Annotated in this window: 19 protein-coding genes and 1 pseudogene; 16 read left to right on the forward strand and 4 right to left on the reverse strand. The window is 71.5% G+C overall.

What is annotated here, in order from left to right:
- Positions 1–132 precede the first annotated feature (132 nt).
- The 12 genes from ADK57_RS13330 to ADK57_RS13385 all read left to right on the forward strand — a co-directional run bounded on the left by ADK57_RS13330 (position 133) and on the right by ADK57_RS13385 (position 12,021).
- A complete protein-coding gene (locus ADK57_RS13330) occupies positions 133–2,154 on the forward strand; it encodes a beta-galactosidase (protein ID WP_053749635.1) in 2,022 nt (673 codons plus the stop codon).
- A 202-nt stretch (positions 2,155–2,356) separates the two neighbouring features.
- The gene (locus tag ADK57_RS13335; RefSeq protein WP_053749636.1) at positions 2,357–2,644 is read left to right on the forward strand and encodes a helix-turn-helix domain-containing protein; all 288 of its coding nucleotides are present in this window, start codon (positions 2,357–2,359) and stop codon (positions 2,642–2,644) included.
- A gap of 67 nt (positions 2,645–2,711) precedes the next feature.
- Positions 2,712–3,674, forward strand: coding sequence for an SMP-30/gluconolactonase/LRE family protein (locus ADK57_RS13340; RefSeq protein ID WP_053749637.1), 963 nt, complete (start codon positions 2,712–2,714; stop codon positions 3,672–3,674).
- A 165-nt stretch (positions 3,675–3,839) separates the two neighbouring features.
- Positions 3,840–4,295 (forward strand): fluoride efflux transporter CrcB, encoded by a 456-nt coding sequence (crcB, locus tag ADK57_RS13345; RefSeq protein WP_053749638.1) that lies wholly within the window; start codon positions 3,840–3,842, stop codon positions 4,293–4,295.
- Positions 4,292–4,672: a DUF190 domain-containing protein gene (locus tag ADK57_RS13350; protein ID WP_053749639.1), complete on the forward strand. Its 381-nt coding sequence runs from the start codon at positions 4,292–4,294 to the stop codon at positions 4,670–4,672. Before crcB (ADK57_RS13345) ends, ADK57_RS13350 begins: the two co-directional genes overlap by 4 nt.
- On the forward strand, positions 4,669–5,043 hold the full coding sequence (gene crcB / locus ADK57_RS13355; protein ID WP_053749640.1) for a fluoride efflux transporter CrcB: 375 nt from the start codon (positions 4,669–4,671) through the stop codon (positions 5,041–5,043). Before ADK57_RS13350 ends, crcB (ADK57_RS13355) begins: the two co-directional genes overlap by 4 nt.
- Positions 5,044–5,181: 138 nt before the next feature.
- The gene (locus tag ADK57_RS13360; protein ID WP_053749641.1) at positions 5,182–6,018 is read left to right on the forward strand and encodes an undecaprenyl-diphosphate phosphatase; all 837 of its coding nucleotides are present in this window, start codon (positions 5,182–5,184) and stop codon (positions 6,016–6,018) included.
- 164 nt (positions 6,019–6,182) lie between these two features.
- Complete coding sequence (locus ADK57_RS13365; RefSeq protein WP_053749898.1) at positions 6,183–6,860, forward strand: FadR/GntR family transcriptional regulator; 678 nt, start codon at positions 6,183–6,185, stop codon at positions 6,858–6,860.
- Complete coding sequence (locus ADK57_RS13370) at positions 6,857–8,299, forward strand: amino acid permease (RefSeq protein ID WP_053749642.1); 1,443 nt, start codon at positions 6,857–6,859, stop codon at positions 8,297–8,299. Before ADK57_RS13365 ends, ADK57_RS13370 begins: the two co-directional genes overlap by 4 nt.
- Before the next feature lie 32 nt (positions 8,300–8,331).
- Complete coding sequence (locus ADK57_RS13375) at positions 8,332–9,348, forward strand: asparaginase (RefSeq protein ID WP_107091547.1); 1,017 nt, start codon at positions 8,332–8,334, stop codon at positions 9,346–9,348.
- Positions 9,349–9,642: 294 nt separating this feature from the next.
- A complete protein-coding gene (gene aspA, locus ADK57_RS13380; RefSeq protein ID WP_053749644.1) occupies positions 9,643–11,052 on the forward strand; it encodes an aspartate ammonia-lyase in 1,410 nt (469 codons plus the stop codon).
- A 36-nt stretch (positions 11,053–11,088) separates the two neighbouring features.
- Positions 11,089–12,021 (forward strand): glutaminase, encoded by a 933-nt coding sequence (locus ADK57_RS13385; protein ID WP_053749645.1) that lies wholly within the window; start codon positions 11,089–11,091, stop codon positions 12,019–12,021.
- A 9-nt stretch (positions 12,022–12,030) separates the two neighbouring features.
- Here ADK57_RS13385 and ADK57_RS13390 read toward each other — a convergent pair whose 3' ends face one another.
- Positions 12,031–12,801 (reverse strand): alpha/beta fold hydrolase, encoded by a 771-nt coding sequence (locus ADK57_RS13390; RefSeq protein ID WP_053749646.1) that lies wholly within the window; start codon positions 12,799–12,801, stop codon positions 12,031–12,033.
- Between the two features lie 162 nt (positions 12,802–12,963).
- On the opposite strand from ADK57_RS13390, the gene mptB reads away from it, so the two are divergent.
- Both mptB and ADK57_RS52215 read left to right on the forward strand, forming a co-directional pair.
- Positions 12,964–14,358 (forward strand): polyprenol phosphomannose-dependent alpha 1,6 mannosyltransferase MptB, encoded by a 1,395-nt coding sequence (gene mptB / locus ADK57_RS13395; protein ID WP_053749647.1) that lies wholly within the window; start codon positions 12,964–12,966, stop codon positions 14,356–14,358.
- Positions 14,355–15,731 (forward strand): glycosyltransferase 87 family protein, encoded by a 1,377-nt coding sequence (locus ADK57_RS52215; protein ID WP_053749648.1) that lies wholly within the window; start codon positions 14,355–14,357, stop codon positions 15,729–15,731. Before mptB ends, ADK57_RS52215 begins: the two co-directional genes overlap by 4 nt.
- A gap of 59 nt (positions 15,732–15,790) precedes the next feature.
- On the opposite strand, the pseudogene ADK57_RS47290 reads toward ADK57_RS52215, so the two are convergent.
- The 3 genes and pseudogenes from ADK57_RS47290 to ADK57_RS13415 all read right to left on the reverse strand — a co-directional run.
- Positions 15,791–16,627: pseudogene (locus ADK57_RS47290) on the reverse strand (D-alanyl-D-alanine carboxypeptidase family protein); the annotation flags it as partial.
- Between the two features lie 104 nt (positions 16,628–16,731).
- A complete protein-coding gene (gene rho / locus ADK57_RS13410) occupies positions 16,732–17,874 on the reverse strand; it encodes a transcription termination factor Rho (protein WP_053749650.1) in 1,143 nt (380 codons plus the stop codon).
- A 291-nt stretch (positions 17,875–18,165) separates the two neighbouring features.
- A complete protein-coding gene (locus ADK57_RS13415; RefSeq protein ID WP_053749651.1) occupies positions 18,166–18,993 on the reverse strand; it encodes a class I SAM-dependent methyltransferase in 828 nt (275 codons plus the stop codon).
- Positions 18,994–19,141: 148 nt separating this feature from the next.
- Here ADK57_RS13415 and ADK57_RS13420 point away from each other — a divergent pair, with 148 nt between their 5' ends.
- Positions 19,142–19,912, forward strand: coding sequence for an SDR family NAD(P)-dependent oxidoreductase (locus tag ADK57_RS13420; protein ID WP_078973101.1), 771 nt, complete (start codon positions 19,142–19,144; stop codon positions 19,910–19,912).
- A 6-nt stretch (positions 19,913–19,918) separates the two neighbouring features.
- Positions 19,919–20,332, forward strand: coding sequence for a VOC family protein (locus tag ADK57_RS13425; RefSeq protein WP_053749652.1), 414 nt, complete (start codon positions 19,919–19,921; stop codon positions 20,330–20,332).
- The last annotated feature ends 6 nt before the right edge of the window (positions 20,333–20,338 follow it).

Here is a 20,338-nt window from a genome sequence, read left to right on the forward strand (position 1 = left end):
CTGTCTGTGATCGTGCACAGCACCCTTCGCATCCAGACACTTGGCAAGCCTGACCCTCGTGCGGTTATCTTGGGCCGCACGCTGTTGACACTGTGTGTGCACGTTCCCAACAACCAGAAACGGGAGAGACCCATGCCGGAGACCACCCCCAGGGGCCTCACCAGGCTTGCCTTCGGCGGGGACTACAACCCGGAGCAGTGGCCCGAGAGTGTCTGGGAGGAGGACGCACGGCTGATGCGGGAGGCCGGCGTCACCATGGTGAGCGTCGGGATCTTCTCCTGGGCCCTCCTGGAGCCCGCGCCCGGCACGTACGACTTCGGCTGGCTCGACCGGCTTCTCGACCTGCTGCACGACAACGGCATCCGCGTCGACCTCGGTACGCCCACGGTCGTACCCCCGGCCTGGTTCTACCGGGACCACCCCGACGCGCTGCCCGTGACGGCCGACGGCGTCCGGTACGCGTTCGGCTCGCGCGGCGCCATCTGCCACAGCAACACCGACTACCGCGCGGCCGCCGCCGACATCACCACCAGGCTCGCCGAGCGGTACGCCGGGCATCCGGCCCTGGCCATGTGGCACGTGCACAACGAGTACGGCGTCCCGGTCTCCGCCTGCTACTGCGACTCCTGCGCAGCCCACTTCCGCCGCTGGCTGGCCACTACGTACGGCACGGTCGACGCGGTCAACGAGGCGTGGGGCACCGCCTTCTGGGGCCAGCGCTACGCCGACCCCGACCAGATCAACCCGCCGCGCACGGCGCCCACCGTCGGCAACCCGGGCCAGGCGCTGGACTACAAGCGGTTCGCCGACGCCACCATGCGCGAGAACTTCGTGACGGAGCGGGACATCCTGCACCGCCTCTCGCCGGGCATCCCGGTCACCACCAACTTCATGACCGCGCTCAGCCAGTGCGACTCCGTGGACTACTGGGCCTGGGGCCGCGAGGTCGACCTCGTCACCAACGACCACTACCTGATCACCGACGGCCGCCGCACCCACGTCAACCTCGCGATGGCCGCCGACCTCACCCGCTCGGTCGCGGGCGGCGCCCCCTGGCTGCTCCTCGAGCACTCCACCTCGGGCGTGAACTGGCAGCCCCGCAACCCGGCCAAGGCCCCGGGCCAGATGGCCCGCAACTCCCTCGCACACGTGGCGCGCGGCTCCGAGGGTGCCATGTTCTTCCAGTGGCGGCAGTCGCGGCGCGGTGCCGAGAAGTTCCACTCGGCGATGGTCCCGCACGGCGGCACGGACACCCGCGTGTGGCGCGAAGTGGTCGAACTGGGCGCCTCCCTGGACTCGTTGAGCACCGTCCGAGGCACCCGCACCACCGCCGACGTGGCCGTCCTGTGGGACTGGCAGTCCTGGTGGGCGCAGAACCTCCAGTGGCGCCCCAGCGAGGACCACGACCCGCGCGAGCGCGCCGACTCCTTCTACGAGGCGCTCTACGACCACCACCTCACGGTCGACTTCGCCCACCCGGAAGCCGACTTGTCGAGGTATCCCCTTGTCGTCGTGCCGGCGCTGTACCTCATGACGGAGGCGGCCGGCCGCAACATCAAGGAGTACGTCGAGAACGGCGGCACGCTCGTCGTGTCGTACTTCTCCGGCATCGTCGACGAGCACGACGCCGTCCACGAGGGCGCCTACCCGGGGCCGCTGCGGGACGTGCTCGGCTTGACCGTCGAGGAGTTCTCGCCGCTGCTCAAGGACCAGTCGGTGCGCATCACCGGCCCCGACGGCTCGGAGCTCACCGCCGACGTGTGGACCGAGTTCGTGGTGCCGCGCGGCGCCGAGACCGTGTGGACGTACGCCGACGGCCTGACCGCCGGCCACCCGGCCGTCACCCGGCACCGCCTCGGCGAGGGCACCGCCTGGTACGTCTCCACGCGCCTGACCGCCGAGGGTCTGGACGCGCTGCTGGGCTGCGCCGTCGAGGACGCGGACATCAGCACTCGCGCCGACCTGCCCCACGACGTCGAGGTGGTGCGCCGCACCGGCGAGTCGGGCACCTACCTGTTCGCGATCAACCACACCGCCACGGACGTCAAGGTGCCCCTGGAGGTGGACGGCACCGAGCTGCTGACCGGCGAGCGTGCCGCGGGCCGCCTGGCGCTCCCGGCCTCAGCCGTCCGGATCGTACGACTGGACGGCTGAACCGACTCCCCTCCGCCCGTGCGAGCGCACGAGCCGCGGGCGGAGGGGGTTTCGTGCGGCTCTCCCGTCCTCCGGTACCGAACAGCCCTGCTTCGCAAGGGAGTTCGGTACCGGACAAGCTTGGTGAGTCCCGTACACGGCGGCATCGGCTGCGCCACAGTGGGAAGACGCTGTACGAGGAGTCCGGACGGAGGGGAACGCGATGCTGAGGATTCCCACCGGCGAGAGGCGCCTGGACATCCTGGAATGGCTGAAGGACCCGGCCGCGCACTTCCCGCCGCAGCGGCACGGCGATCCCGTGGCGGACGGGGTGACCGCCGACGCCGTCGCCGAGAAGCTCGGGGTGGGCCGCGCCGTCGCCGAGACCCACCTCGACCTGCTCGCGGACATCGGCCTGCTGCGTACCAGGCGGGTCCGTCGGCGCACCTACTACCGACGTGACGAGGTGCGGATCGCCGAAGTCGCGCGCATGTTCGAGAAAGGCTGGTAGCCGACCCGCCCACAGGGGTACACGCCTGCGAGGAGGAACCGCCTCCGGCAGCGAAGGGCAGGCGCGCATGAACCGTCCCACGGCTCTGGTTCCCCGGCGTTACGTCGCGATCGGCGGCCGCGGCCCCGAAGATGTGGTGGTCGACGCCCGCGGCCGGGTGCTGACCGGCGTCGAGGACGGCCGGATCCTGCGCCTGGACGGCCTGACGGACCCCGCCTCGACGCGGGTCGAGGTGCTCACCAGGACCGGCGGCAGGCCGCTCGGCCTCCAACTCCTCCCCGACGAAGCCCTGTTGGTGTGCGACGCCGAACGCGGACTGCTGGGCGTGGACCTCACCGACGGCACGGTACGGATTCTCGCCGACTCGGTGGCGGGGGAGCGGCTGCGGTTCTGCAGCAACGTCGTCGCCCTGTCCGACGGATCCGTGTACTTCACCGTCTCCAGTCGCCGCTATCCCCTGGAGGGGTGGATCGGCGACCTGGTCGAGCGCACCGGCACCGGCCGGTTGCTGCGCCTGGCCCCGGGCACCGACGAGCCCGAAGTCCTGCTGGAGGGACTGCAGTTCGCCAACGGCCTGGCGCCGAGCGCCGACGAGTCGTTCCTGGTCGTCGCCGAGACGGGCGCGTACCGGCTGACCCGCTACTGGCTCACCGGACCGAAGGCGGGCCAGGGCGAGCCCTTTGCCGAGGACCTCCCGGGCATGCCCGACAACCTCTGGCGCGGCGCACCGGACAGCCCGATCTGGGTCTCGCTGGCCGGGCCCCGCGTCCCGCCGCTCGACCTCCTGCACCGCAGCACACCCGACGTCCGCCGCAAGGCCGCACGCCTCGCCGTGCGCGCCCCCTTCCGCCCCTCCGGGACGATCGGCGTCCTCGCGGTCGACGACCACGGCGAGATCGTCCACCACCTCACCCGCCGCCGCTCCGGCTTCCGCATGGTCACCAGCGTCTGCGAGACCGCGGGCCACCTGGTCCTGGGGAGCCTGTGGGAGCCGGGCGTAGCGGTCTGCGAGGCGCCGAGCACGAAGTGACCCGGGCGCACCCCGGGGTTACTCTGATGGCCAGCCGCGATCACCTCGCGGCGCGGCGGTGGGGCCCGCCGTACCCGAACCGCGGCTCAGCTGCCGCCAACGGTCCCTACTTGCGATGGAGCGCGCCCGCACGCCAGGGCCCCGGCGAGTAGGAGACGTACGACGATGACAACCCAGGAGACCGACAGCGTTCGCGTTCCCGCGGCACGCCGGCCCGTATGGCGTGGCCAGGCACCCGTCGTCGCGGTGGTCGCCCTCGGCGGCGCTCTCGGCGCCTGCGCCCGGTACGCGGCCTCCCTCTGGTGGCCCGCCCACCCGGGCGGATTCCCCTGGGCGACCTTCTGGACCAACGTCGTGGGCTGTGCCGTGATCGGCGTGTTCATGGTGGTCATCACCGACGTCTGGGCCGCCCACCGGCTGGTCCGTCCCTTCTTCGGCACCGGGGTGCTCGGCGGCTTCACCACCTTCTCCACGTACGCGGTCGACTTCCAGAAGCTGGTCGACTCCGGCCATCCCCGCACGGGGGCGGCGTACCTGTTCGCGACGCTGTTCGCGGCGCTCACGGCGGTGTGGCTCGCGGTCGCGGTCACCCGCCGCGTCCTGAAGTGGAGGCAGTCATGACGAGGCTGACCGGCAGCGCCCTGCGCGTCACCGTCTTCGTCGGCGAGCACGACACCTGGCACCACAAGCCCCTGTACAGCGAGATCGTGCACCGCGCCCACGCGGCCGGCCTCGCGGGCGCCAGCGTCTTCCGCGGCATCGAGGGCTTCGGCGCCTCCTCGCTGATCCACACCTCCCGGCTGCTGTCGCTGAGCGAGGACCTGCCGGTGGCCGTCGTGATCGTGGACGACGAGGAGCGCGTACGGGCGTTCCTGCCGCAGCTCGACGAACTCGTCACCGAGGGACTGGTGATCCTCGACGGCTGCGAGGTCATCCGGTACGTCGGCCGGGGGGATGAAAAGGGCAATCCGGGCGCGAAGGGTAAGAAGTCGTTGTGAACTGGCTGCTGGTCGTCACGGGTGCCATGGTCGGCGCGCCGCTGCGCTACCTCACCGACCGGGTGGTGCAGTCCCGGCACGACTCGGTCTTCCCCTGGGGCACCTTCGCCGTGAACGTCACCGGCTGTCTGGTCCTCGGCCTGCTGACGGGCGCGGCCGCCTCGGGGGCCGCGGGTTCCCACCTGCAGCTACTGCTGGGCACCGGCCTGTGCGGGGCGCTGACGACGTACTCGACCTTCTCGTTCGAGACCCTCCGGCTGGCCGAGACGGGGGCCGGGTTCTACGCCGCCGTCAACGTGATCGGGAGCGTGGCCGCGGGGTCGGGGGCCGCCTTCGCAGGGGTGGCGGTGGCGCAGGCGGTGTGGGCGTAGGCACTCGGCTCCCGCTCGCTTGCGGCTCGGATCCACTTCCGCGGGTGGCTCGGCTCATGTCCGCGTGTGGCTCCGCTCATGTCCGCGTGTAGTAAGACAGAGCCCGCCGCACCCGCCCCCTGAGCAGAACTGGATCCCATGAGCGTCATCAGCGTCGGTCAGGCCGTCGTCCTCGGAGCCGTCGAGGGGGTGACCGAGTTCCTGCCCGTGTCCTCGACGGGCCATCTGAAGATCGTCGAGGGCCTGATGGGGATCCCCGTCGACGACGACTCCGTGGTCGGGTTCTCGGCCGTGATCCAGGTCGGGGCGATCGCCGCCGTGCTGGTGTACTTCTTCAAGGACATCGTGCGGATCGTCTCGGCCTGGGGCCGCGGGCTGGTCGACAAGGAGCAGCGCTACCACCACGACTACAAGTTCGCCTGGTGGGTGATCGCCGCGACCGTCCCGATCGTCGTCGTGGGCCTCGCCGCCAAGCCGCTCATCGAGGGGCCGCTGGCCTCGCTGTGGGTGGTCGCCGGCTCGCTGATCGTCGGCAGCGGGGTGATGTGGGCTGCGGACCAGATGGGGCGGCACAAGCGGGGAGAGGACGACACCTCGTTCAAGGACGCCATGCTGGTGGGCAGTTCACAGATCCTCGCCCTGCTGTTCCCGGGCTTCTCCCGCTCCGGCGCGACCATGTCCACGGCGCTCATCCTGGACCTGGACCGGGTGGCCGCCACCCGGCTTTCGTTCTTCCTCGGCATCCCCGCCCTGACGGGGGCGGGCCTGTACGAACTCAAGGACGCCCTGGGGGCCGGGGTGGGCACGGCCCCGCTCGCCGTCGGCACCGTCGTCTCCTTCGGCGTGGCCTACGCGTCCATCGCCTGGCTGCTGAAGTTCGTCGCCAAGCACTCCTTCAACGCCTTCGTGGTGTACCGGATCGTCGTGGGGGTGCTGTTGTTCGGACTGCTGGCCACGGGCGGGCTGAGCAGCTGACCGCACCCGTGCGCGGTGGGGTGTGAGGCGGCATTCAGGCGTCGCACCCCATGAAATTCTTCTTTCGGTCACCTTGACACGGACCTCACGCCCCCCGGAGTATCACTCCCGTGAACCTGTCAGACAGCCAGACAGCCAGTCAGGGCCCGCGGCGCATCAGCGCCATGGAAGCGGTGCTCGGGCATCTGCGAAGCGCCATCGAACGCGGCGAGTACGCGATCGGCGACAAGCTCCCCTCCGAGGCGGAGCTGTGCCGCACCCTCGAGGTCTCCCGCCCCGTGCTGCGCGAGGCCCTCAGGGCCCTGCAGACCATGGGGCTGACGGTCTCCAAGACCGGCAAGGGCACCTTCGTGGTCGGCAACGCCGTCGAGGACCCCACCTTCGGCGACTACGCGGCCAGCGACCTGCTGGAGGTGCGCCGCCATGTCGAGATCCCGGTCGCCGGGTACGCGGCCAGGCGCCGCACCCCGGAGAACCTGGACCACCTGGCCCACCTCCTGGACCGGATGGAGCGGGAGACCGACACCACCGCGTGGGTCGCGATGGACACGCTGTTCCACCTCGGGGTGGCCGAGGCCGCCCAGAACCCGGTCTTCCGCCGGGTCATCGAGGAGATCCGCGACGCACTGGCCCGCCAGTCGGCGTTCCTCAACGAACTGGGCGGCCGGCGCGAGCAGTCCAATCGCGAGCACCGCGCCATCGTCGAGGCGCTGATGGACGGTTCCGAGACCGACGCGGTGGAGGCCATGGCCCACCACCTCGACCGCGTCGAGACCACCCTCACCGACATCGTGCGCCCCCAGCGCGCGGACACCCCCCTGGAAGGCGGACCCGAGGCGTGAGCGAGCAGCACCTCCAAGAGGCGACCCGCAAACAGACCACGCACGTCGACGCCGGAGACGCGGGCTACAGCAAGTCCCTGAAGTCCCGGCACGTCAACATGATCGCCATCGGCGGTGCCATCGGCACCGGCCTCTTCCTCGGCGCCGGCGGCCGCCTCGCCGAAGCCGGCCCGTCCCTGTTCATCGCCTACGCGGTCTGCGGCCTCTTCGCCTTCCTCGTCGTCCGCGCCCTCGGTGAACTCGTCCTGTACCGGCCCTCGTCCGGCGCGTTCGTGTCGTACGCCCGCGAGTTCCTCGGTGAGAAGGGCGCGTACACCGCGGGCTGGATGTACTTCCTCAACTGGGCCACCACCGGCATCGCCGACATCACCGCGGTGGCCACCTACACCCACTACTGGGGCATGTTCTCGGACATCCCGCAGTGGGTGATCGCGCTGATAGCCCTGGCCGTGGTCCTCACCGTGAACCTGATCTCGGTGAAGATCTTCGGTGAACTGGAGTTCTGGTTCGCCATCGTCAAGGTCAGCGCGCTGGTGATCTTCATGTGCATCGGCATCTTCCTGCTGGTCACCCAGCACCCGGTGGACGGCACCACCCCCGGACCGTCCCTGATCACCGACCACGGCGGCGTGTTCCCCAACGGCCTGCTGCCCATGCTGCTGATCATCCAGGGCGTCGTCTTCGCCTACGCGTCCGTCGAGCTGGTCGGCGTCGCGGCCGGCGAGACCGAGAACCCCGAGAAGATCATGCCGAAGGCGATCAACTCGATCATGTGGCGCGTGGGCCTCTTCTACGTCGGCTCGGTGGTCCTGCTGTCGATGCTGCTCCCCTGGAACAAGTACACGTCCGGCGAGAGCCCCTTCGTGACGGTGCTGTCCAACATCGGCATCCCGGCGGCCGGCGGCGTGATGAACCTCGTCGTCCTCACCGCGGCCATGTCCTCGCTCAACTCCGGCCTGTACTCCACCGGACGCATCCTGCGCTCCATGGCGATGTCCGGCTCCGCCCCCAGGTTCACGAGCGTGATGAGCCGCAGCCAGGTCCCGTACGGCGGCATCCTGCTCACCAGCGGCATCTGCGTCCTCGGCGTCGGCCTCAACTTCGTCGTCCCCGCCGACGCGTTCGAGATCGTGCTGAACTTCGCCGCGATCGGCATCCTCTCCACCTGGGGCATGATCATGGTCTGCCACCTGATGTTCTGGCAGAAGACCCAGAAGGGCGAACTCTCCCGCCCCGGCTACCGGTTGCCGGGCTCCCCCTGGACCGAACTCGTGACGCTGGCGTTCCTCGCCTCCGTCCTGGTCCTCATGTACGCCGACGGCGGCGCCGGCCGCACCACCGTGCTGTGCCTCCCGCTGATCGTCGGGGCGCTGGTCGCCGGATGGTTCGCCATCCGCGGCCGTACCGCGCGCAAGTCCACCACCGGAGCCGACGCGTGATCCACGCGCCGGCCGACCACACCCAGGCAGTGATGTACAGCAGTTCCGTCGCGGACGCACCCCTGATCCGTGAGCCCCTCCACGCACCCGTCGCCCACCTCATACGCGGCGGGGTCGTGGAGGGCATCCACTACGGCTCCGTCGTCGTCCTCGACGCCGGGGGAGCAGTCCACTTCCAGCTCGGCGACATCGAGGCCGCCTTCCACCCCCGCTCGGCCCTCAAGCCCGTCCAGGCCGTCGCCATGGTCCGGGCGGGGCTCCCGCTCGACGGCGAGTTGCTCTCGCTCACCGCGGCCAGCCACTCCGGCGAGGAACGCCACCTCGCCGGCACCCGGCGCATCCTGGAGCTCGCCGGGCTCACCGAGGACGACCTGCGCAACGTCCCGGACCTGCCCTTCGACCCGGTCGTCCGGGACGACTGGATCCGGGACGGCAGGATGCCCTCCCGGCTCGCCCAGAACTGCTCCGGCAAGCACGCGGCCATGCTGTACCTCTGCAAGATCAACGGCTGGTCCCTGGACGACTACGTCGACCCCGGGCACCCGCTCCAGCAGGCGATCGCCGAGATCGTCGAGGACCTCACCGGGCAGCGCATCGCCCAGGTGACCGTCGACGGCTGCGGCGCGCCGCTGTTCTCCATCTCCCTGCACGGCCTGGCCCGGGCCGCCGCCCGCATCACCGCCGCCGCGCCCGGCACCCCGGAGGCGCGGGTCGCCGACGCGATGCGCGAGCACGCCGAGATGGCGTCCGGCTCCGGCCGGGACGTCGCCGCGCAGATGCGGGCCGTGCCCGGGCTGCTGGCCAAGGACGGCTTCGAGGGCGTGCACGTCGCCGCCCTGCCGGACGGCCGGGCCGTCGCCGTGAAGATCGCCGACGGCGCGAGCCGGGCCCGCGTCCCGGTCGCGGCGGCCGCCCTCGTCCGGGCGGGCGTCGAACCGGAGCGGCTCACCGAGTTCGCGGGCGAACCGCTGCTCGGCGGCGGCACACCGGTCGGCTGCGTACGCCCGGTGCGGGCGCTCGGCCCCGTGACCTTGTCGGCCTGTGCTTGACGGCAGCAGGCCGGCTGAGCGACGCAGGGGTGCTGTGTTCGGCCGGCTGCGGGTGCGCCGTGGCCGGTCGCGCCCACGCGGCGGAGCCGCGAAATGTCACAGCCCCGCGCCCCTACGGGGTCCGCTGCGGCCGGCGTCTCATCACTCGGCCTGCACCTGTACCGCCGGCCGGGGCATCGCCGGGACGGCGCCCGACCGGCTCGCCATGCGTCACCACGTGCCGCCCGGCGGGTCATCCTCCGACCCACTCCGCCCCTTCCTCACCTTCATCCCTCAGAAAGAGGCCGCACCCTCATGACCGCAGTCACTCGCAGCGAGCATGACCTCCTCGGCGACCGTGACCTCCCCGCCGAGGCGTACTGGGGCATCCACACCCTGCGCGCCACGGAGAACTTCCCCATCACCGGCACCCCGATCTCCGCCTACCCGCACCTGATCGACGCCCTCGCCGCCGTGAAGGAGGCCGCCGCCCTCGCCAACGAGGAGCTCGGCCTGCTGGAGCCGAGGAAGGCCGCCGCCATGGTCGAGGCCTGTCGCGAGATCCGCGACGGCAAGCTGCACGACCAGTTCGTCGTCGACGTGATCCAGGGCGGCGCCGGCACCTCGACGAACATGAACGCCAACGAGGTCGTCGCGAACCGGGCGTTGGAGCTGCTCGGGTACGCCAAGGGGGAGTACCGGCACCTCCACCCCAACGAGGACGTCAACCTCGGCCAGTCGACCAACGACGTCTACCCGACCGCCGTCAAGATCGCGACGGTCTTCGCGGTACGCGGACTGCTCAAGGCGATGTCCGTCCTGCAGGACGCCTTCGCCCGCAAGGCGGTGGAGTTCCGCGACGTGCTCAAGATGGGCCGTACACAGTTGCAGGACGCGGTGCCGATGACGCTCGGTCAAGAGTTCTCCGCGTACGCCGTCATGATCGACGAGGACCGCAGCCGTCTTGCCGAGGCCGTCGAGTTGATCCATGAGATCAACCTGGGTGCGACGGCGATCGGGACCGGGTTGAACGCCCCCGCGGGATACGCCGAGTCGGCCCGCCGCCACCTCGCCGAGATCACCGGGCTCCAGCTGGTCACCGCTGCCAACCTGGTCGAGGCCACCCAGGACTGCGGGGCGTTCGTCCAGATGTCCGGCGTGCTCAAGCGGATCGCCGTGAAGCTCTCGAAGAGCTGCAACGACCTGCGCCTGCTGTCCTCCGGGCCGCGTGCGGGCCTGGGCGAGATCAACCTGCCGCCGGTGCAGGCCGGTTCGAGCATCATGCCCGGCAAGGTCAACCCGGTGATCCCCGAGGTCGTCAACCAGGTCGCCTTCGAGGTGATCGGCAACGACGTCACCATCACCATGGCCGCCGAGGCCGGACAGCTCCAGCTCAACGCCTTCGAGCCGATCATCCTGCACTCCCTGTCGGAGTCCATCACCCACCTGAGCGCGGCCTGCCTGACCCTCGCCGAGCGCTGCGTCGACGGCATCACCGCCAACACCGAGGCCCTGCGCGCGAGTGTCGAGAACTCGATCGGCCTGGTCACCGCTCTCAACCCGTACATCGGCTACACGGCGGCCACCGACATCGCCAAGGAAGCCCTCGTCACCGGCCGGGGAGTGGCCGAACTCGTGCTGGAGAAGGGTCTGTTGCCCGCCGAGACCCTCACCGACCTGCTGCGGCCCGAGATCGTCGCGGGCACCGGCTCACCCCTGGCCTGAGCCGCGGATACGCGCCAGGACCGGCCCGGAGGCACAATGGTGATCATGACTTCGTCCATGACCTTCCAACCGGTCCTGGAGCGCATCGCCGCCGAGATCGAACGGACCCCCGGCCGCGGCCGGCCCGCCGACTACATCCCGGCGCTCGCGGCCCGCGACCCGCGCAGCTTCGGCATGGCCGTCGCGGAGCTGGACGGCACGGTGTACGGCGTCGGGGACTGGCGCGAGCCGTTCTCCACGCAGTCCATCACCAAGGTCTTCACCCTCGCTCTCGACCTGGCCCGCGAGGGCGACGAACTCTGGGAGCACGTGGGCCGCGAGCCCTCCGGCAACCCCTTCAACTCCCTGATCCAGCTGGAGTACGAGAACGGCATCCCCCGCAACCCGTTCATCAACGCGGGCGCGCTCGTGGTCACCGACCGCCTCCATACCCGTACCGGAGACTCGGCCGGCGAACTGCTGGGTTTCCTGCGCTCGGAGTCGGGCAACCCCACCCTGGACTTCGACGCGGAGGTCGCCGCCTCCGAGGCCGCGCACGGCGACCGCAATGCGGCGCTGGCCCACTTCATGGCGTCGTACGGCAACATCGACAACCCCGTCCCGGTGCTGCTCGACCAGTACTTCCGCCAGTGTTCCCTCACGGCCTCCTGCGCCGACCTCGCCCTCGCCACCACCTTCCTGGCCCGGCACGGCGTCCGTGCCGACGGCACCCGCCTGCTCACCCAGAGCCAGGCCAAGCAGGTCAACGCGGTGATGCTGACGTGTGGGACGTACGACGCGGCGGGCGAGTTCGCCTACCGGGTGGGCCTGCCCGGCAAGAGCGGCGTGGGCGGCGGCATCATCGCGGTGGTGCCGGGGCGGTGCACGTTGTGCGTGTGGGGGCCGGGGCTGGACGAGCGGGGAAACTCGGTGTCGGGAGTGGCGGCCCTCGAACGCTTCACCACGCTGACCGGGGTGTCGGTGTTCTGAGCGCGCGGCTCAGCCGAGGAACTCGTCCAGCATCGGCAGCAGCAGGGACGTCCGCCGCATGAGGGACATGTGCGTGGTGTCGGGCAGGACGGCCAGCCGGGCCCCCGGAATGAGCCGCTGCATCTCGGCGGCGTGCTCGACGCGCACGAAGTCCGTGTCCCCGATGACCAGCAGCGTGGGCGCGTCCAGCGCGCGCAGGTCGTCGGCGGACCAGGGCAGCGGGCCGTGCGCTCCGGTCGAGCACTTGGCGAGGAAGTCCTGGAAGTGCTCCGGGCGGGGCGCGACGGCAGCGTAAGCGTCGGCCATCTCCTGGAAGTCGGCCTCGGTCGGAAGGAGCGGCGAGCTGTAGTCGGGAATACGGACCTCCTCGTGATAGCCCTCCTGGGCGTAGTGGGTGGAGGCGAGCACGAGCCGTCCGACGCGGTCGGGACGGCGCACGGCGACTTCCAGGGCGGTCAGTCCGCCGAGGCTGAAGCCGAGGAAGTCCGCCTGTTCGATGCCGAGTTCGTCGAGCAGGGCCACCACGTCGGAGGCCAGGTTCGGCACCGTGATCGCACGGTCGATGTCGGCGGTGTGCCCGTGTCCCTGGAGTTCGGGAGCCACGACGTGCCGGGCGGCGGCCAGGGCGGGCAGCACGGCCCCGAAGGTGAGGTCGACCGTAAGGACGCCGCCGTGCAGCAGCACCAAGGGACGTCCGGTGTCGCGGGCGGCGCCGTGCACCTCGTAGTACATCTTGAGGCCGTCGACCTCGGCGTAGGCGGAGTTGCTCGGCATGGTCATCACGTCCAGTCTGTGGGAATCGGATGCCGGGTAGACCGGCGGTCCGGCCGGAACTCATCGGTTCCGCGGGGATCACACGCCGGTCACACGCAGGCCTCCGCCAGGAGAGTCCCGCGTCGTTTTCCGGCCACCCGGCGTTGACACGCTTCCCGAGTGTTGGCCATGGCTTTCCCCGTCGATCTCCGCCGCTGCCAGGTGCTCGGGCTGGCCGGAACCGCCTGTCTCGCAGCGGGAGGCGAGACCGCAGGTGCCCTGCCGGTCCGGGAGCTGCTCTCCCCGTCCTCCGTCCATGCCGCTCTCGGCCTGGTCGGCGTGTACTTCGGTGTGGTCCTGCTGATCGCGGCCTGGGCCCTGCTGGGGCGGCTGGTGCGCGGCCCCGAGCCGCCGAGCCCGCGCGCGCTGATGGTGGTTCTCGCGGTCTGGGCCGCGCCCTTGCTGCTCGCGCCCCCGCTGTTCAGCCGTGACGTGTACAGCTACCTCGCGCAGGGGGCCATGGTCGACGCGCACATCGACGTCTACGCACACGGGCCCGCACAGCTCGGCGGGCCCCTTGCCGACGAGGTCTCCCCGCTGTGGCGGCACACCGGGGCGCCGTACGGCCCGGTCTTCCTCGGCGTCGCCTCCGTGCTGTCCGGGCTGACCAGGGGCGAACTCCCCGCCGGCCTCTTCGGCATGCGGCTCGTCGCCCTGCTCGGCGTCGGCCTGATGGCGGCCGCGCTGCCCCGCCTCGCCCGCCACAGCGGCGCCGATCCGGCCGCCGCGCTCTGGCTCGGCGCCCTCAACCCGCTCGTCCTGCTCCACCTGGTCGCGGGCGCCCACAACGACGCCATCATGCTCGGCCTGCTGGGCCTCGGCCTGGTCGCGGCACTGGGCCGGTGGCCGCTCCTGGGCGCCGTACTCGTCACACTCGCCGCCCTGGTCAAGGCGCCCGCCGTGCTGGGGCTCGCCGCGGTCGTCGTCCTGCAGATGCGCGCGGGCCGCAGCCCGGCACGGGCCGTCGCCACGACCGCCGTCGCCGCAGCGGCCACCACGGTCGCAGCGACGACGCTCGCCGGTACCGGATACGGCTGGATAGGCGCCCTCAGCACCCCGGTCTCCCCGCACAACTGGGCCCTGACCAGCCTCCTCGGCCGCGCCACCCGATCCCTGCTGGAGCGGCTCGGCAGCGACCTGGCACCCCTGGCCGTACCGGTCTGGCACGCCCTGGGCATCGTGGCCGCCGTGGCCGTCGTCCTCGCCATATGGCTGCGACTGCGCCTGCGGCCCGTGTACGCGCTCGGCCTCAGCCTGGCGGCAGTGGCCGTGCTCGGCCCGGCGATACGCCCCTGGTACGCCCTGTGGGGACTGTTCCTCATCGCTGCCGCCGCCCCCAGTACGTCGGTACGGCACCGGGTGGCGGCGGTGACGGGTGTGCTCGCGCTCGCCGCCCTCCCAAGCGGCGGTGCCGCGGACGCCGGGCAACTGGTCCTGGCCGTATCGGGCGGTGTGCTCGCCGTGGTCGTCCTGTGGCAGGCCCACCAGGCCGAACTGGCGCCGGCGTCGGGACGTACGGCATGAGGCCGCCCCGCACCGACGGCGGGCGACTGCTGCTCGTGCTGATCCTCGCCGCCGCCGTCACGACGTTCACGGCGACCGTGCCGCTGCTGCGCGACTGGTTCGACCTGCGGGTCTACCACGGGGCCGTGGACAGCTGGGTCCACCGCGGCGGACGGATCTACGACTACCGGGTGCCCGGGACGACGTACGGCTTCACGTATCCGCCGTTCGCGGCGGTCGCCATGCTGCCGATGGCGCTGCTCGGCCTGCACGCCGCGATCGCCGTCGCCCTGCTGCTGAACCTGGCGGCCCTGGCCGTGGTGCTGGGCATCCTCGCCGGTCCGGCCTGGCGGCGTCACGGCTGGTACGGCTGTGCCCTGGGCGCCTGTGCGCTCGCCTTGTTCGAGCCGCTGCGTGACACCTTCAGCTTCGGCCAGGTGAACGTCCTGCTGTTGGCGCTCGTGCTCGCCGACGCCCGGCTGCTCGCCACCGGCCGGGACCGCTGGGCGGGGGTCGGGATCGGGCTCGCCGCCGCGGTGAAACTCACCCCGGCGCTCTTCATCGGCCTGCTGCTGCTCGCCCGGCGTTGGCGGGCCGCCGCGGTCGCGACGGCCGTCACCGCCGCGGCGACGGTGTTCGCGGCCTGTGTGGCGCCCGACGCCTCGCGCTTCTACTGGACCGAGGCGATGTGGGACACGACCCGGGTGGGCCGTCTGGACTACGTCTCCAACCAGTCGCTCCAGGGAATCCTCGCCCGGCTGGGCACAACCGACCGCGCGGTGTGGGCCGGGGCGGTCCTCCTGGTCCTGGGCGTGTGGGCGATCCGCGCCCGCCGGGCGGTCGCCGCGGGGGAGTGGACGACGGCGTTCGCCCTCACCGGCCTGACCGCGTGTCTCGTCAGCCCGATCACCTGGGTGCACCACCTGGTGTGGCTGCTGCCGTCCTTCGCCGTGCTGGTCCGCGCCGGGCACCCGCGGCTCGCGGGCGCCCTGTACGCGGTGTTGTGCACGAGCGTGGTGTGGCTGTGGTTCGACGACGCGTCCGGCGTCGACGGTTTCCTCGGCGGCAACACGTACACCTGGATCACGCTCGGCCTGCTGGTGTGGCTGCCGGTCGGTCAACTCCGGGCCGAGCGGCCGACCTTCGTCCTCAGCGCAAGTGCGACGGCACCGGCGCCCAGCCCGGCGGCGCCGGTGATCGCGCCCGTCTGCGACCAGTCGGCCCCGCTCCCGTCCACGGGCGCCGCGGCCGAGGGCAGCGGGGCGGGCCCCGCCTGCGACCCGGCCCTCGGCGTCTCCAGGGAGCCGACCGGTTCGACCCGCCCGTCCGCGTCGAACCCCCAGTCGAGCAGTTCGCGGGCCTCCTCGTACACGGCGACGCCGCCGCCCGCCTGAGGGTTCATCACCGTGACGACGAGCGTGCGCCCGCCCCGGCGGGCGGCGGCCACGAGCGTGTTGCCCGCCTTGCTGGTGTAGCCGTTCTTGATGCCGACCAGCCCCGGGTACGGCTCCACGCCGTCCTCGCCCGACAGCAGGCGGTTGGTGTTCCGGATCGGGTACGACCCTTTGGCGCCGTCCGGGAATCTCGCCTCGACCGTGCCGCAGTACCGCGCGAAGTCCGCGTTGCGCAGCCCCGCCCGGCCGAACACGGCGAGGTCGTACGCCGACGACACCTGGCCCGGCGTGTCGTACCCGTCCGGCGACAGCACGCGCGTGTCGTGGGCGCCGAGGGAGCGGGCCTTGGCCTGCATGCGCGCGGCCGTGGAGCGCCAGCCGCCGCTCAGCTCGGCCAGCACGTGCACGGCGTCGTTGCCGGAGTTGAGGAACACCCCGCGCCACAGGTCGGCGACCCGGTACGTGCGCCCCTCGACGACCCCGACCTGGCTGCTGCCGTCCCCGATGCCGGTCAGGTCCTTCTCCCGGACCGTGTGGCGGATGCCGCCCGGGAGGGCCGGCAGCACGGTGAGGGCGAACAGGGTCTTGAGCGTGCTGGCCGGCGGCAGCTTCCGGTGCGCGTTGTGCGCGGCCAGCACCTCACCGCTGCGGGCGTCGGCCACCAGCCACGACAGCGCGGACACGTGCGGTACTTCGGGAGCCCCGGCGCGGGGCCGGACCTGTGTGCCCGGATGGTCCAGCAGGGAGGGCTGCGGTGCCGCCACCCGCGGCCCGCCGGGTGCACGGGGGTCGGCCCCGGCACGGGCCGCCACGGCGGCCGGCGCCAGCGCGAGCAGGCCCGCCGCACAGATCGCGCAGGTTGACACCACGGCCCGGGAAGTCAATCCGATCGTCATACCGCAAACGTAGGAACGGACCGGCCCCACACCGCGCTGCCCGGGCCGAGAGCGGGCTGCGAGCACCCGGATGCCACACGTCGGCGGGCGATTCGGGGGGCTCGTCAGCCGGTGGGAAGCGTCGGCTGGATCCTGCGCAGGAAGGTCGCGTTGTCCGGGGTTTCGCGCATGCGTTCCAGCAGGGTCTCCAGGCTGGGCCGGCCGTCGCGGGTCTGGAGGGCCCGGCGCAGACCGCGTACGGCGGTCAACTCTGCGGCAGAGAGCAGGAGTTCCTCGCGACGGGTGCCGGAGGGGTTGATCTCGACGGCCGGGAAGACGCGGCGGTCGGCGAGGTCGCGGCTGAGGCGCAGCTCCATGTTGCCGGTGCTCTTGAGCTCCTCGAAGTAGAAGTCGTCGGCACGGGAGCCGGTCTCCACCAGGGCGGTGGCGAGGATGGTGAGCGAGCCGCCCTCCTCGGCGAGGCGTGCGGCGCCGAAGAACCGCTTGGGGCCGATCAGCGCGGTCGCGTCGACGCCGCCGCTCAGGGTGCGGCCACCGGCGGCGGCCGCGTTGTTGTGGGCCCGGCACAGCCGGGTCAGGGAGTCGAGCAGGATGACGACGTCCTCGCCCGCCTCGACGAGCCGCTTGGCCCGCTCGATGACGAGCTCGGCGAGGGCGGTGTGCTGCCGGGGCGCCTTGTCGAAGGTGGAGGCGTACACCTCGCCGCGCACGGAGCGCCGCATGTCGGTGACCTCCTCGGGGCGTTCGTCGAGCAGGACGACCATCAGCCGGGCCTCGGGGTGGTTGCCGGCCACGGCGGCCGCGATCTGCTGGAGGAGGACGGTCTTGCCGGTCTTGGGCGGGGCCACGATGAGGCCGCGCTGCCCCTTGCCGACGGGAGCGATCAGGTCGGTGACACGGCCGGTGAGCCCGGCTGCCGGGTGTTCGAGGCGCAGCCGCTCCTGCGGGTGCAGCGGGGTCAGGTCGCTGAAGTGGCGACGGCCCCGCTGCTCCTCGGGGCTGCGCCCGTTGACCCGGGCGACCTCGGTGAGGGCGCGCTGGGTGCCGCGTACGCCGTCGACGTGGTCGCCCTTGCGCAGGCCGTACCGGCGGATCAGCTGAGGAGGGACCTGGAGGTCGGAGGGGGAGGGCAGGAGGTCCAGGGGGCGCAGGTGCCCCTTCCCGTTCGCGTCGATGTCGAGGACGCCGGTGGCGACCCGGGCCGGAGCCTGCTGCTGGACTGTGGGGTGTTCGAGTGTGGTGGTCATGAGGGTCGGTCCTTTCACGGACGGAAGTGCATGAGGCATGCGGAACAAGGAAGGGAGGAAGCCGCGAGGGGAGGCGGAGCGAAGACACGCCTCGGCGGCGGGAACAGCACCTCGGGTATGGCACAAGAAGCCCTCGACGAGGTGGTGCTGGGAAGCCGATGTGCCGACCGTGGATACGGTGGACGGTTCGGCTGGTTGAAGAGGAACTGGCACCGGCGCCCGGAACGGGGCGTACACGAGTGCTAGTCGCACTGTACCACGCAGTGCGCGGTCGGGTCTGTGATTCGGGACTCAGCGGCCGGCCAGCAGGCCGTACAGGAGAGGGATGCGCGGCTCGGGCAGGCGCCACCAGCCGGACGGCGTACGGACCATCTGCGGCCAGCGCTGCCAGGGCAGCTCATCGCTCTCCCGCAGTCGCCGCACGGTCAGTCCCACCCCCGTCAACGCGCCGACGACCTCTCCTATTCCGTGCATCCACTCGTAGCTGTCGGTGGCGCCCTCGACGGCCGGGCCGTCGGTGTACGTGTGGGTCGCGTCCCGGCGCACGGGGCCGTCGCCGCCCAGGTAGTCGTGGCGCAGCAGCAGCTCGGGCCCCTCGCCGGGGGCGGGCTTGGGGCCCAGCGAGTTGAGCAGGGGGTGGAACTCGACGATGTACAACCGCGCTCCGGGCCGCAGGAGTCGAGCCACCACGCCGGCCCAGCGTTCCAGGTCGGGCAGGTAGCACAGGGCGCCCTTGCCGGTGTAGACGACGTCGAACTGCCGTCCCTCCAGGGCCTCGACGGCGTCGTAGACGTTCGCGCACACGTAACCGACGTCGAGCCCCGCCTTCGCTGCGATGCCGTTCGCCGCCGCCACGGACGCCTCGGAGAAGTCGAGGCCGACGGCCCGGGCGCCGCGCCGGGCGAAGGCGAGCGTCTCGGTGCCGAGGTGGCACTGCAGGTGGAGCACGTCGCGGCCGGCGAGCTCGCCGAGGTCGTCCCACTCGAAGGCGGCGAACCAGCGCTCGGGGTCGAGGTCCTGGTCGAGGCCGTAGAACCGGCTGGCGAGGTGGACGGGGGTGCGGGCGTCCCAGTTCGCCTGGTTGGCCCGCATCAGCCGAGCGTGCTCGTCGGTGGTCATGACGGCATCCAACCGTGAACGGTCCCGGAATACCAGCCATACGAACCCCCGATGGCCCTTCGCCGACGCATTTCTTGTTCTCGCCAAAGGCCCTCCCTACGCTGCCACCACCGCACTACGGCGGCACGGGACAAGGGACTTGCCAATCATGGGTCGACTGGCCGGGAAAATCGCCTTCATCAGTGGGACGGGAGCCGGAATAGGCCGGGCCGCCGCGCTGGTATTCGCGGCGGAAGGCGCCACCGTATTCGGCTGTGACATCGATGAGCGGAGCGCGGCCGAGACCGTGGAACTCGTCGAGAAGGCCGGGGGAGTCATGCGCTCTTTCGCTCCGGTGGACCTGTCCACCGAGGAGGGGGCCCGGGAGTGGGTCGAAGCCGGAATAGCGGCCCTCGGCGGGCTCGACATCCTCTACAACAACGCGTCCGCCCTGCGCAACGGCCCGTTCGAGACGCTGTCGGCGGAGGACTGGTACTTCACGATCAGGAACGAGCTGGACATCCCCTACTTCTGCACGCGGGCCGCCTGGCCGCACCTGATCGCGCGCGGCGGCGGGGCCGTCCTGAACGTCGCCTCCGTGGCCGCCGTACGGGGCGCGCCCTTCATGCCGATGGTGCCGCACGGCGCCGCCAAGGGCGGGGTGCTGGCGATGAGCAAGCATCTGTGCGCGGCCGGCGCCCCGCATCGCATCCGCGTCAACACCGTCGCCCCGGGCATGATCCGCACCGCCGCGACCGCATCCTTCCTCGACGACCCGGACGGGCCCAGGGAGCATCTGGAGGCGCGGATTCCCGTGGGGCGGGTCGGTGAGCCGGAGGACATCGCGCGCGTGGCGGCCTTCCTGTGCTCCGACGAGGCCGCGTTCGTCAACGGTGCCAACCTCATGGTCGACGGCGGCGACAGCGCGATGGCGGGCTGAGCGGCCGTGACCCTCCGACTCGACCACGTGGGCGTCAACGTACGCGACCTGGCCGCGCAAACCGCCTGGTACCAGAGCGCCTTGGGGCTGAAGACCGTCTTCGAGTTCCGTCTCGACGGGCCCGGTCTGAGCGCCGTGGTCCTGGAGCATCCGCACGGCTGGCGCGTCGAGCTGCTCGCCCGGCCGGGTTCGGTACCCGGGCCGAGACCACCGGACCCGGTCACGGCCGTACTCACCGAGGGCTACGGGCATTTCGCGGTCACGACCCCTGAACTCGATCCCGTCTACGGCGCTTTGGTGGCCCATGGGGCGGCCGAGGTCATGAAACCCGGGCCGTCTCCCGAGCCGGGAGTGCGTATGGCCTGGGTCGGCGACCCCGAGGGAAATCTGATCGAACTCATAGAGAAGAAGACGGAGTGAGGGCAC

Origin of the sequence: Streptomyces sp. MMG1533 (assembly GCF_001279775.1) — a bacterium.
In the GTDB taxonomy this organism is placed as follows: Bacteria; Actinomycetota; Actinomycetes; order Streptomycetales; family Streptomycetaceae; genus Streptomyces.